At 66.9% G+C, this 12,578-nt stretch carries 10 protein-coding genes; 7 read left to right on the top strand and 3 right to left on the bottom strand.

Annotated features, from left to right (window positions below; genetic code table 11):
* The first annotated feature begins 49 nt into the window (after positions 1-49).
* The 6 genes from L1F31_RS12480 (at position 50) to L1F31_RS12455 (ending at position 6,457) form a co-directional block, all read left to right on the top strand.
* Positions 50-718 carry a GNAT family N-acetyltransferase gene (locus L1F31_RS12480; protein ID WP_265417603.1) on the top strand — a complete coding sequence of 223 codons (669 nt, stop codon included), beginning with the start codon at positions 50-52 and terminating at the stop codon, positions 716-718.
* 13 nt (positions 719-731) lie between these two features.
* Positions 732-2,984: a prolyl oligopeptidase family serine peptidase gene (locus L1F31_RS12475; protein WP_265417602.1), complete on the top strand. Its 2,253-nt coding sequence runs from the start codon at positions 732-734 to the stop codon at positions 2,982-2,984.
* A gap of 9 nt (positions 2,985-2,993) precedes the next feature.
* The gene (gene lplB, locus L1F31_RS12470) at positions 2,994-4,073 is read left to right on the top strand and encodes a lipoate-protein ligase small subunit (RefSeq protein WP_265417601.1); all 1,080 of its coding nucleotides are present in this window, start codon (positions 2,994-2,996) and stop codon (positions 4,071-4,073) included.
* Complete coding sequence (locus L1F31_RS12465; protein ID WP_265417600.1) at positions 4,052-4,930, top strand: Type 1 glutamine amidotransferase-like domain-containing protein; 879 nt, start codon at positions 4,052-4,054, stop codon at positions 4,928-4,930. Before lplB ends, L1F31_RS12465 begins: the two co-directional genes overlap by 22 nt.
* 94 nt (positions 4,931-5,024) lie before the next feature.
* Complete coding sequence (gene thyX / locus L1F31_RS12460; protein ID WP_265417599.1) at positions 5,025-5,810, top strand: FAD-dependent thymidylate synthase; 786 nt, start codon at positions 5,025-5,027, stop codon at positions 5,808-5,810.
* A 68-nt stretch (positions 5,811-5,878) separates the two neighbouring features.
* A complete protein-coding gene (locus L1F31_RS12455) occupies positions 5,879-6,457 on the top strand; it encodes a maltokinase N-terminal cap-like domain-containing protein (RefSeq protein WP_265417598.1) in 579 nt (192 codons plus the stop codon).
* 81 nt (positions 6,458-6,538) lie between these two features.
* Here the strand turns inward: L1F31_RS12455 and L1F31_RS12450 are convergent, their stop codons facing one another.
* From L1F31_RS12450 to L1F31_RS12440, 3 genes are all read right to left on the bottom strand, one after another.
* Positions 6,539-7,594 carry a zinc-binding dehydrogenase gene (locus L1F31_RS12450; RefSeq protein ID WP_265417597.1) on the bottom strand — a complete coding sequence of 352 codons (1,056 nt, stop codon included), beginning with the start codon at positions 7,592-7,594 and terminating at the stop codon, positions 6,539-6,541.
* Positions 7,595-7,677: 83 nt separating this feature from the next.
* A complete protein-coding gene (locus tag L1F31_RS12445) occupies positions 7,678-8,646 on the bottom strand; it encodes a 3-methyladenine DNA glycosylase (protein ID WP_346732463.1) in 969 nt (322 codons plus the stop codon).
* Between the two features lie 61 nt (positions 8,647-8,707).
* Positions 8,708-11,626, bottom strand: a complete 2,919-nt coding sequence (locus L1F31_RS12440; protein WP_265417596.1) for an ATP-dependent RNA helicase — start codon at positions 11,624-11,626, stop codon at positions 8,708-8,710.
* Positions 11,627-11,755: 129 nt separating this feature from the next.
* Between L1F31_RS12440 and L1F31_RS12435 the strand changes: the two genes are divergently transcribed.
* Complete coding sequence (locus tag L1F31_RS12435; protein ID WP_265417595.1) at positions 11,756-12,562, top strand: fumarylacetoacetate hydrolase family protein; 807 nt, start codon at positions 11,756-11,758, stop codon at positions 12,560-12,562.
* The last annotated feature ends 16 nt before the right edge of the window (positions 12,563-12,578 follow it).

The following is a 12,578-nucleotide window of genomic DNA, read 5'->3' as shown; positions in this document are numbered from 1 at the left end:
TCACCGAAAGTTCAACTGTTCGTCTCACCACTGCTCTAGAGTGTTGGCCATGAACGCCTTCAGCGGGCAACCGGAGCCTGGCAGACAGCCCAGCGCAACGGTGGTCGAAGTGGTGTGGGGACTCCCGATGGGACTGGGACCCCGCTGGCAAGGCGTAACTTCGGGGCCTGGCGTTGCCGGTGTGCTGCCGCCGCGGGAAGAAGTCGAAGCCATCTACGGCGCAGCCGCCGCAGAACCCCCGCTGAACGAAGATCCCAAATTCGCAGCGCTGTTCGCCGATGTCTACGAAGTCTCTGTCCAAAAGGGGCAGGTCGTGATGGCGCTGGCGCGCAACCAAGCCGACGGACGACTGACCGCCTTCGCCTATGGCCACCATTGGAAGTGGGAAGAGCAGAAGTATCCATGGGCATTCGACCTGCAGAGAAGTCTCGGTGAACGCTGCGTCGAACTCGAATCGACCTTCGCCCTCAACCTCCTCGCCCGAGACCCGGAACGCCGCGAGCAGGGAATCGGACGGCGCACTCTCCAGGCATGGCTGCATGCGGTCGCAGGGTATGGATGCTGGCTGCAGACCGACGACATCGACAGCCCCGCCCGCCGCCTCTACCAGAGTCTCGGGTTCACCGAACTCGGGCACGGTCCTGAAGCACCCAACGGTCGCCCCGGCCTGGTGATGCACAGGATGCCTGACGCGAATCCGCCACGTCAGCCGTGGTGACTAGGATGGGGCCATGCGTGAAGAAGACCCCACACTGACAGCCCCGACGACGAGCGCTGAGTTGCCCGAGGACGAGAACCTCTGGCTGGAAGACATCTACGGTGACGAGCAGATTGCCTGGGTCAAAGACCAGAACGCTCGGACGCTCGAACGATTCCAGGACGGGCTCTTCGACGCCATCGCCGGAGATCTGCGCACGGCACTGGATTCCGATGACCGGATCCCGATGGTCACCAAGCGCGGCGACCACCTCTATAACTTCTGGCGCGACAAAACCAATCCCAAAGGCCTGTGGCGACGCACCACCTGGGACAGCTACCGCACCGCGGAGCCCGACTGGGATGTGCTGCTCGATCTCGACGAACTTGCCGCCCGCGAAGACACCGCCTGGGTCTGGTCCGGTGCCATGGTCCGTCGCAGCGACAACCGCCGCGCACTGGTACTGCTCTCCCCGGACGGAGGAGACTCGCACCGGGTCCGCGAATTCGACCTCGACGACAGAGCCTTCGTCGACGGCGGATTCGACATCCCCGCTGCGAAGACCCGCCTGGCCTGGCTCGACGACGACACCCTGCTCGTGGCCACCGAGACCGACGCCGATTCGCTGACCACCTCGTCCTACCCCCGCCAAGCTCGAGTGCTCACACGCGGACAGGCCGTAACCGAGGCCCCGATCGTCGCCGAGGTGCCCCGCGACCACGTCGCCATCTTCGTCGGCAGCGACGTTCGCCCAGGTGCCGAGACCACGGACCGCGCCGTCATCGTCGACGCCCTCGACTTCTTCAATTCCCGGGTGAGCTACCTCGACCTCGACGACATCCGAACCGCCGAGCAGACATTGTCTTCTGACCCGGAAACATGGGCCGGCACGCTCACCTGCGTCGATGTGCCCACCGATGTCGAGGTCGGCTTCGAACGCGACCTCATGCTCTTCCGTCCCCAGTCGAGCTGGCACACTGCCACCACCGAGGTGCCCGCCGGCGGGCTCGCAGTCGCCGACGTCGCGGCGGTCAAGAACGGCGACATCACCCCACGCGTGATCTTCGCTCCTGACGCCCACACCTCACTGCAGTCCTTCACCTTCACCCGCGACTACCTCGTGCTCGAGCTGCTCTCCGACGTGCAGTCGAAGCTCACCGTGCTCGACCTGAACAACGACTTCGCCGAGTCCGCCCTGCCGGGAGTTCCCGCCAATCACATGGTCGGCCTCGGCTCGGTCGACAAGTTCGATCCGGCCACGGCCAATGACTACTGGATGGTCAGCACCGGTTTCCTCACTCCCTCGACCCTGTCGTACGGGACACTGGGAACGGTTTCGGCGGGAGCGGCCGGCGCGGATTCGACCGGCGCGACCAGTGAGCACCCCGACGGGACGGCCTCGATCGATACCCGCGAAAGTCCCGTCGCCGAGGTGGTCAAGACTGCCCCCGCATTGTTCCCGACCGAAGGGCTGAGCGTCGAACAGCACTTCGCCACCAGTGCGGACGGAACGAAGATCCCGTACTTCCAGATCGCAGCTGCCGATATCATCCTCGACGGAGCCAACCCCACGCTGCTCGATGGCTACGGCGGTTTCGAAGTGAGCCGCACCCCCGGCTACTCGCCCGTCGTCGGCCTCGGCTGGCTGGGCCGCACCACCAACGGCTGCACGCGTCGACGTGGGGTCTACGTGTTGGCCAATATCCGCGGTGGAGGCGAGTACGGACCCGAGTGGCACACCTCGGCGATGCGGGAGAACCGGATGCGCTGCTATGAGGACTACTCGGCCGTCGCTCGCGACCTCATCGATCGCGGGGTGACGAGTCCGCAGCGCCTGGCCTGTGCCGGCGGCTCCAACGGCGGACTGCTCGTGGGCAACATGCTCACCCAGTACCCCGAACTCTTCGGTGCAGTCTCCTGCGGCGTCCCGCTGCTCGACATGGCCCGGTACACGAAGCTCAGCGCCGGCTACTCGTGGAAGGCCGAATACGGTGATCCGGATGTGCCCGAGGACTGGGAGTTCATCAAGAACTTCTCCCCTTACCACCTCCTTGAAGAGGGCCGAATCTACCCGCCGGTGCTGTTCTGGACGGCAACCTCCGATGACCGTGTCGGACCGGTCCAGGCACGGAAGATGACCGCCCGGATGCAGTCAATGGGGATCGACGACGTGTGGTTCTTCGAAGACACCGAAGGTGGACACTCGGCCGCTTCCGACAATGAGCAGACGGCGTTCACCAGGGCACTGAGCTACCGCTTTCTGTGGAACGCACTGACAGGGGAGTAGGTTGGAGACATGACGAACGAAGCACAGCACTTCCACGGGGAATACAAGGTCATCGGCGGCAAACTCGTCGTCGCCGACGTAGTGACAGATGGCAAGACCATCACCGAGGTGAAGATCTCCGGCGACTTCTTCCTCGAACCGGAAGAAGCGTACTTCGACCTTGCCCCGGCACTCGTCGGCGCCAGTGTCAACGCCGACAATGCAGTCCTGCGCGGACGCCTCGACGAGGCGCTGGCAGGCTACGGTTCGGAACTGGCGATGCACGGGTTCTCCACTGCCGATATCGCCACGGTCGTCCGCCGTGCCCTCGGTTCGGCCGCGAACTTCACCGACTTCGACTGGCAGGTCATCCGCGGCGAAGTGCTGCCCACCCAACTCAACGTCGCCCTCGACCAGGTGCTGCTCGAGGAGGTCGCGGCCGGTCGCCGCCAACCGACCCTGCGGTTCTGGGAATGGGACGACACCGCAACTGTCATCGGCGCCTTCCAGTCCTATGTCAACGAACTGCGCCCCGAAGGTGTGGACAAGCACGACGTGCAGGTTGTGCGCCGCATCTCCGGCGGCGGAGCCATGTTCATGGAGGGCGGCAACTGCATCACCTACTCAATGTTCGTCCCGCCCGCCCTCGTCGCCGGTCTCGACTATGAAGAGTCCTACGTCTTCCTCGACCAATGGGTGCTCGCAGCGCTGAAGTCCCTCGGCGTCGAAGCCTTCTACAAACCGATCAACGACATCTCCTCGACCGGCGGAAAGATCGGCGGTGCGGCACAGAAGCGGATGCGCGACGGCACACTGCTCCATCACGCCACGATGAGCTACGACATCGACGCCGACAAGATGGTCGAAGTCCTGCGCATCGGCGAGGCCAAGATCTCCGACAAAGGCGTGGCAAGCGCGAAGAAGCGCGTCGATCCGCTGCGCAGCCAGACCGGTGAAGCCCGCAAGGACATCATCGACGTCATGGCCGACACCTTCGCCACCCGATACGGAGCCACCTACGGCACATACACCGACGCCGAGCTGCAACGGGCGCAGGAACTCGTCGACGAGAAGTTCGGCACAGAGAAATGGACGCACCGGGTCCCGTGACGGCGGATTCGGCGCGTACCGCGCCGCGGGATGACACGACATTGGCACCCGCCGCAGACATCGCCGAGGCGGTCGGTCAGTTTCGCGGCACGATCGTCGCCCTCGGCGGGGGCGGGTTCTCGATGTCGGAGACCGGAGAGTCGGCCATCGACGATGCACTCCTGCGGATGGCCCGCAATCGCCGCTCACGTAACGGCTCCGTGTCCGAGGATGCCGCAGTCGAGGATGCCGCCGCCGCGCTCCCGCGGGTCTGCTTCGTGCCCACGGCATCCGGCGACAGCCGCGACTACATCGAGCGCTTCGAAGCGGCATTCGCGGGCCGGGCGCAGACCCACGTCCTCTCCCTGTTCGGGCAGAGCCCGTGGGACTACCAGGACCCGGGCATTCTCGAAGGCATGGACCTCATCTACGTCGGCGGTGGATCGACGGCGAACCTGCTCAGCCTGTGGCGCCGGCACAGAGTCGACGAGGTCTTGCGCCGTGCCGCGGCCGGCGGAACGATCCTCGCGGGCATCAGCGCGGGTGCCAACTGCTGGTTCGAGGCCTCCTCGACGGACTCATTCGGCCCGTTGGCCCCACTGACGGACGGGCTCGGGTTCCTCACCGGCAGCACCTGCCCGCATTTCCACAGCGAACCCGGCCGGGAGGAATCCTTCCTCCGGTGGATCGCCGATGGGAGCCTGCCCAGCCCGGGGACCGCCATCGATGACCATGCCGCGGTCGTGTACGAGGACGGCAGAGCCACCTCGGTGATAGTCGAAGCCGAGGACGCGCAGGCTTTCGTCGTGGACGAGTTCGGTACGCTGCGGATCCTCGACGAACTCCGCCGGGTCAGGGCCGTCGATATCGACGGGTGAACCGGGGAGAAAATCGACACGGGCCGGCCGACGAATCACGCTCGTTGGGTCTGTAGGATTGGGAGTCAAACACGTCGCCTTCTCAAGGAGAGCCATGCGCCAGGTCGAACCGTCCGTTGAACTGCTCGCCAAGCCCAGCATCGATTGGGAGGCGATGAGGACTTACCTCGACGAGGTCGGCGGATCGTCCTGGGCGGACCGGGTCGAAGATGCGGAATCTCCCGACGCCGAGGATCTTCTCGAGTTCTCCGGACGCATGTGCTACCGGTCGTGGGAGCCGGGACTCAACCCGAACGTCTCACGGGTGCGCACCGATTCCGCCCAGTATCTGGGCAATGTCGTGAAGTCCCAGCACGGGTCCGTGCTCGAACACGCGAACTTCACTTTCGTCCTCCACAACGTCTCCCGCGTGCTCACCCACGAGCTCATCCGCCACCGTGCGGGATCGGCCTTCTCGCAGGAATCCCTGCGCTACGTCCGCCTGTCCGACATTCCGTTCTGGTTCCCGGAGTGGGCACGCGAAGACCCCGAGCTCATGGAGCGCAGCCTCAAGGTCCTCGACACGCTCGAAGAGCACCAGAAGTGGATGGCCGAGCACTTCGAACTCGACGAGGAGGGCACGAAGTTCTCCCACAAGAAGCACATGACCTCGTTCATGCGCCGCTTCGCCCCCGAGGGCCTGGCCACCGGCATCGTCTACACCGCGAACCTGCGGTCCCTGCGTCACGTCGTTGAGATGCGCACGGCCAAGGGCGCCGAGGAGGAGATCCGCCTCATCTTCAACAAGATCGGTGAGGTGATGCGCGAAGAGGCTCCCGCAGTCTTCGCCGACTACGAAGTCGTCGACGGCGAATGGATCCCCGGCACGCGCAAGGCCTGACCGACCCGCTACGAACATCCCCGACGCCGAAGTCGGGGATCCGACCCCAGACACCAGGAGGAACCGTCATGGCCGATATCTACGCAGCTCAGCTCAACCCCGGCAAACTCGATGTCGTCACCGAATGGGTGGCCGAACAGGACTGGGCGAGCGACCTCGACCTCACCTCGAACCCGCTGGAGCAGGTCACGTCCTACCGCTTCGATGACCCGGCCGGTGAGGTCGGGCTCGAGGTCCACATCGTCCGCAGCGGTGACACATACCTCCAGGTCCCGCTGAGCTACCGCGGGGCACCGCTCGACGGTGCCGACGATGCATTCGTCGCGAATATGGAGCACTCCATCCTCGGCAAGCGCTGGGTCTATGCCGGGATGGGCGACCCGGTGTTCCGGCAGCGCCTCGACGATGCGATCGCCACCGCCGGAACCTCGGCCAAACAGTACCGCGTCGACGATGCCGGAAACCGCGGAGAAGAGATCACCGAGGTGGCCCACGCCTTCGGGACCGGACCGCTGTCCGGTGCCGGTGACGTGGAGATGCTCTACCAGCTCAACCTTGACTCACCCGTCGAAAGCTCCGAAGGCGGCCTGCTGCTGGGCCGTTGGGCCGGGCAGGAGAACTCGGTTGTCCTCGCCGTCATGGTCTGAGGACCGAGTCGTGCCGGTCTGACGGTTACTGCGCGAGTCCGACGGCCACCTGGCCGGCCCGACTGCCGCCCAGCCTGACCGCTACCGCGCCAGGTCGATGATCGTCATCCCGGCTGCACCGGCCGGGGTGTTCATCGCCTCCATCGCCGCCGGCGCCTCATCGAGCCCGATGACGTTCGTGACGAGATCCTGCGGGCGCAGTCGGCCGTCGACGACAAGGTCGACGAGCTCCGGATAGTCCGCAGCAGCCATCCCGTGCGAGCCGAGCACACTGAGCTCGAGCGCGATCACCCGCGGCACATCGACGACCGGTTCGTCCGGCAGCAGCCCGATCTGCACGTGCCGACCGAGAGGAGCCAAGGCCCCGATCGCCGCCCGGATCGTGTCCGCCCGTCCCAGGGCGTCGACGGTCACGTCCACCCCGTCCGGGTTGGTCGACGCGAACTGCGCGACCACCTCGGCGCTCAGCGCATCGGGGTCGAGATCGCGGGCATTGACGCACTGTGCGGCACCGAGGTCTCGAGCAGAGGCCAGTGCGGCATCGCTGACATCGACGGCCACGACCTTCGCGCCGAGAGCATGGGCGATAATGATCGCCGACAGCCCCACCCCGCCGCAGCCGAACACGGCCACCGTCTCACCGGCGGCCAGTCGAGCACGCGTGCGCAGTCCGTGGAAGGCCGTGGCGAACCGGCAGCCGAGCCCGACGACCGCCGCTGCGGGCAGGTCCTCGGGAACGGCCACGAGGTTCGCATCGGCATTGTGGATGACGACCTGATCGGCCCACGACCCGAAATGTGTGAAGCCAGGCTGTGTCTGATTCGGGCAGACCTGCGCATTTCCCGAGACGCACCACCGGCACGTTCCGCACCCGCAGACGAAGGGCACCGTCACCCTCTGACCGACGGTGAAGCCAGTGACCGCCGCCCCCGCCGAGGCGATCCGACCGACGAGCTCATGCCCGGGGACGTGCGGCAGGGTGATCGTCGAATCGTGTCCTGACCAGGCATGATGATCGCTGCGGCAGACTCCGGTGGCTTCGACGTCGATGACGACTCCCGCATCAGGTGCGGTTGGAGCGTCGATGTCGAGCAGCTGAGGGCGGACGGAGAATTGGTCGAAGACGATGGCGCGCATACGGCACATCGTAAGCGGTGTGGTCAGGCAGGAGACAGCGTGTCCGGGTTGTGGCGCAGCCTCAGCGCGGATGGGCTCCAACGTCAGCGCGGATGGATTCCGGCGGCGGCCAGAGCATCGAGCAGCCGACGCCGCAGCCCCTGCGCCCTGTTCGAGAACTCCTTCTGCCGATCCATGTACTCGGCCTTGCCCGCAGCGGTCTCAATGGCGACGACACCGTAACCCCACCCCCGCAGATCGTAGGGGGAAGCCTCCATATCGAGGGTGCGGATGTCGAGCGCCAGATCGAAGCAGTCGACGACGAGGTCCGAATCAGCGATCGGTGAGATCTTCATCGCCCACTTGTACAGATCCATCCCCGCATGCAGACAGCCCGGCTGCTCATTGGCGATCATGCCCTCCCTGCTCGGCTGCAGAGTATTGAGCGGGCGGGCAGGTTCGGTGAAGAAGCGGAACGCATCATGGTGCGAACACTGGATCCGGTGGCCTTCGACGACGGCATCGGTCTCGGCGGGGCTGAGGCGCAGCGGCACCTGCTGATGCCGGCGCTGCTCGTCGGTGAGCTGGTAGACCATCGCCCATTCGTGGATGCCGAAGCACCCGAAATTCGCCTCCCGATCAAGCGTCGATGACAGCAGGGAGGCGATGAACTTCGCCCCATCCCCACGGTCGGTCCGCCAAGCCTCGAGATCCACCTCGGCGAAGTTCCGGGCCTCGTCGATGCGATACCAACGACGATCGAAATACCGGTGATCGGCCGCCTCGGCGAGTTCGACGCGCACGCCCGGACCGGGATGCCATTTCTTCAGCTGCCCGACCTTGAACGGGTAGTAGGTGAAGAGGAAATCCTCGACCGGATGGGTCTCCTGCCGCATCCGGCGGGCGATGTGCGCATCCGTGCGCTCGGCGATCCGATGCTCGTGCTGATCACGCAACGGCCGCCAGACCGAAGCAGGCACGACACCATCACCGAGGTGGCCCGACCGAGGGTCGGCACGCTCGGTCTCCGCCGTGTACGGGGCGGGAGCGGTGGAGGAGGGTGCGGATGTCACCGCATCATTGTCCCAGACCGCGGATGTGCTCGCATTCTTCCCGCCGGTGACGCCGGACGGATCACCGCCCGGACCGTTTCGTGCCCTTCGCGGCGGGTGCGGTCAGAGGATCCTCCGGCCACGGATGCTTCGGGTAGCGACCCCGGTTTTCGGCTCTGACATGGGCGTACGCATTCGCCCAGAACGATGCGAGGTCTCCGGTCACCGCCAACGGCCGCCGGGCGGGGGAGAGCAGATGCATCGTCACCGGCACCCGGCCGTCGCAGATGCGGGGGACATCGGTCCACCCGAAGCACTCCTGGAGCTTGACCGCGAGGATCGGGCTCGGGAGCTGGGTCGGCTGAGGTACAGTTTCGTCGTCCGCACTCGACCCGGCGCGGTCGGGATCCGGGTAGTCCAGGCGGATACGTGACCCGCTGGGCACCTCGAGATGGGTCGGCGCGAGTTCGTCGAGGCGGGCCGCCTCGGGCCAGGGCAGCAGAGTTCGCAGAGCGGAGACGAGATCCACCTTGCCGGGATCGGCGCCCCGCGCAATCCGATCAAGCGCCTCCGGGCACCACTGATCGAGAGTGTCCGACAAATGCCCCCAGGTCACGTCCGGCCACGGCGGACCGAACACAGTGCGCAGCAGTCCCATCCTGGCGCGCAGCGATTCGAAGGCCTCCGACGGGCGCAGCACCTCGCGGGCTCCGCGCTCGCGCACCGAATCGGCGATGGCGCGGCGCGCCAGCTCGGAGCTCGCCTGGATCGGGGTGGCCGAGAGCTCGATTCCGCCGAGGCGGCTGCGCCGAACCGCACGCACCTTCCCACCTGCGAAGGTGGCCGTCTCCTCCGTATGCAGCAGACCGGCACCGGCGAGTTCAGCGGTGTCCTCATCGATCGGCACCGCGGAGCGGATGATAGCGCGCGATCCGGCCAGCCCCACCTCGGCGATCGCCAGCCATCGGCTGCCCTGCAGAGACGAATCGCGCGGCAGGCTGGCCGCGGTGCCCGAGGCCAGCAGGTACTCGGAGTCCGAGGCGCTGCGCAAACGCGCGATCTGCAGAGGATAGGACAGGGCGGTGACGAGACCGAGATCGTCGGGGCCGAGAGCGGGGCGGGCCTCGGACTGGGCGGCCGACGAGGCAGTCGGCGAGGCGGTCGCCGGAGCGCTGTGACGGGACGCGGTGGACACGTCGCCGCTTTCTCCACCGCTGGACGACGCGAATTCGTGTGCGATCGCAGCGAAGCGCTTCCGATCCTGGACGAAGCGCGCATCCTTGCTGCGGCGCAGCTGCCGCAGCAGGGCGACGAGATCGGCGCCGGGCGACCGCTGATCGGATTCGATGACGGCGATGGCCTCGGCCGCGAGTTCGGGGGAGAGCAGCGCCGCCCCGTCGAGGAGACCCCGTGCCGACCACACCGAGGCAGGAATCGCGGCGATCGCCCGCCCGGTCTCGGTCACACGCAGGGCAGAGATCGGGAGGCCGGGGGCCGCCGCGCCGTCGCGCTCACCGGCGTCGGAGTCGCGCTCGCCGGCGTCGTCGATTGGGCCGCGCTCGCCGTCCGAACCGTCAGAGTTGCCGGGTACTTCGACGGCACCGATCGCCGTGAGATTGTCGACCGCCTGCCGCGTCGGCCGCTCCGGCAGCGGTTCGGGCAGCAGCGACTCATCCCCGCCCCAGACAGCCAGGGCCAGCACCGCTGAAGTGAGGTCGGAGGTCGCGATCTCGGGCGGAGTGTGCTCGGGCAGGCTCGCCCAATCGGCTTCGGACATGCAGCGATACGCCACACCGGGCCCCTGCCTCGCCGCACGACCGGAGCGCTGCGTGCCAGAGGCTTTCGATTCGCGCATCGTCACCAGCCCCGACATGCGCCGCCGTGTATCCAACCGCGGTCCACGAGCGAGCCCGGAGTCGACGACGATGCGCACCCCCGGCACCGTCAGCGCCGACTCGGCCACCGAGGTCGAAACGATCGCCCGACGGGCCGCGCCCACTTCGGCCGGGCGGAGGATCGCATCCTGTTCCCTCGCCGGAGTCCGGCCCGTCAGCGTATGCACCTCGACCGCCGAGGCGGTCCCCGAACTGCCACCCGTGCCTGCGGGACCGCCGGCACCTGACCCCACGCGCCGCCGCACCCGGGCAGCCACCTCGTCGACCTCCCGGGCGCCCGGGGCGAAGACGAGCACATCACCGGATGCGTTCTCACTCAGTGCCCGCACCGTCGTCGCCGCCACATGATCGAGGAAATCCCAGGTGACACCCCTGACATCGAGGGGACGCTCCTTCGCCGGCGCCCACCGGATGTCCAAGGGGTGCGCATCCGCGGCCACCGACAGCAGCGTCGCCGGTGCCTGCTCACCCTCACCGAGGCGCTGCGCCCACAGCCTGGCATCGAGGGTCGCCGACATAACGACGACGGAGAGGTCCTCGCGCAGATCCGCCAACTCCCGACACATCGCGAACGTGAGATCCGTATCCAGCTGCCGCTCGTGCACCTCATCGAGGATCACTCCGGACACCCCGGAAAGCTCCGGATCGCGCAGCAGCCTGGCCATGAGCACGCCGGTGGTGACGAACTCGATGCGCGTGCTCGTCGAGGTCCGCGCTTCCCCGCGGACCGTGAACCCCACCACCTCGCCGAGGCGGGTCCCCGTCAACGCAGCCAGTCGCCTGGCCGCGGCGCGGGCCGCCATCCGCCGCGGCTGGGTGACGATGATCCGGCCCGGTGCCGTGCCTACGACGCCGGTCGAGCTGTCGGGATCGGCTGTGCCACACGATCCGGCAGCGCCGGTTGAACCGGGGGAGAACTTCGCCAGGTGTTCGGCGATCATCGGCGGCACCACGGTGGTCTTACCGGTGCCGGGAGGAGCCTCGACGACCAACCTCGGGGCGGGGCCCACCTCGGCGAGGTTCAGCTCATCGATGAGCTGGGCGGCGGGCAGGCCGGCGCCGATGCGGGCGAGATCGAAGGTGTGCGGGAGGAGCGGATGGGGCATGGCACCAGTCTCTCAGCCCGGGGACGGCACTCGTGCATGCGCCGCCGTGCAGCGCTCACGCGCTCCCGAGTCGGACCCCACGTCGCACCGGCGCGCGGAAGCGGCTCGTCACTGACTAGACTGGGGCACATGCGTATCGCCAGATTTGTGCATCAGGACGAACCCAAATACGGAGTGGTCGAGGGAGAGGTGCCGCCGATCACCGACGGCAGGTGGGACACCTCAGGACTCGAACTCGCCGTCCTCGACTCAGACCCGTTCTTCTCACCGGCCCAATCGACGGGGGAGAGGCTGAAGCTCGACGATGTGCGTCTGGTCAGCCCCATCCTGCCGCGGTCGAAGGTCATCGGCGTCGGCCGCAACTTCGCCGACCATGCCGCCGAACTCGGCAACGAAGTGCCCGTCTCGCCGCTGACGTTCTTCAAACCCAACACCGCGGTCATCGGCCCCGGCGACCCCATCCGACTGCCCGCCATCAGCGAATACGTGAGCTACGAGGCCGAACTCGCCGTCATCATCGGCCGCGTGGCCAAAGGTGTGAAGGCCGAGAACGCCTTCGACCACGTCCTCGGCTACACCGCGGGCAACGACGTCACCCTGCGTGACATCCAGAAAGCCGACAAGCAGTGGTCGCGCGCGAAGGGCTTCGACACCTCCTGCCCGCTGGGCCCGTGGATCGAAACCGAACTCGACGTCGACGACCTGAACATCCGTTCCTGGGTCGACGGGGACCTCAAGCAGGACGGCACGACCGCCGACTTCATCTTCGACATCCCGACCCTCATCGAGCACCTGTCCGAGACGATCACCCTGCTGCCCGGCGACGTCATCCTCACCGGCACCCCGGCGGGCGTCGGCCAGATCGTGTCCGGCAACCGCGTCGACATCGCCATCGAGGGGCTCGGCGTGCTGTCGAACCCCGTCATGGACGCCTGAGCAGGCGCCCAGCCAC

Source organism: Brevibacterium spongiae, from assembly GCF_026168515.1.
Lineage (GTDB): Bacteria > Actinomycetota > Actinomycetes > Actinomycetales > Brevibacteriaceae > Brevibacterium > Brevibacterium spongiae.
The sequence above is the reverse complement of the archived record's forward strand: the minus strand, read 5'-3'. Positions and strand labels throughout refer to the sequence as shown.

Bases quoted from the DNA above. Each gene is read 5' to 3' on its own strand.
- L1F31_RS12475 (WP_265417602.1), top strand. From the start codon at position 732: ATGCGTGAAGAAGACCCCACACTGACAGCCCCGACGACGAGCGCTGAG.
- L1F31_RS12480 (WP_265417603.1), top strand. From the start codon at position 50: ATGAACGCCTTCAGCGGGCAACCGGAGCCTGGCAGACAGCCCAGCGCA.
- lplB (WP_265417601.1), top strand. From the start codon at position 2,994: ATGACGAACGAAGCACAGCACTTCCACGGGGAATACAAGGTCATCGGC.
- L1F31_RS12450 (WP_265417597.1), bottom strand. From the start codon at position 7,594: ATGCGCGCCATCGTCTTCGACCAATTCTCCGTCCGCCCTCAGCTGCTC.
- L1F31_RS12455 (WP_265417598.1), top strand. From the start codon at position 5,879: ATGGCCGATATCTACGCAGCTCAGCTCAACCCCGGCAAACTCGATGTC.
- L1F31_RS12440 (WP_265417596.1), bottom strand. From the start codon at position 11,626: ATGCCCCATCCGCTCCTCCCGCACACCTTCGATCTCGCCCGCATCGGC.
- L1F31_RS12435 (WP_265417595.1), top strand. From the start codon at position 11,756: ATGCGTATCGCCAGATTTGTGCATCAGGACGAACCCAAATACGGAGTG.
- thyX (WP_265417599.1), top strand. From the start codon at position 5,025: ATGCGCCAGGTCGAACCGTCCGTTGAACTGCTCGCCAAGCCCAGCATC.
- L1F31_RS12465 (WP_265417600.1), top strand. From the start codon at position 4,052: ATGGACGCACCGGGTCCCGTGACGGCGGATTCGGCGCGTACCGCGCCG.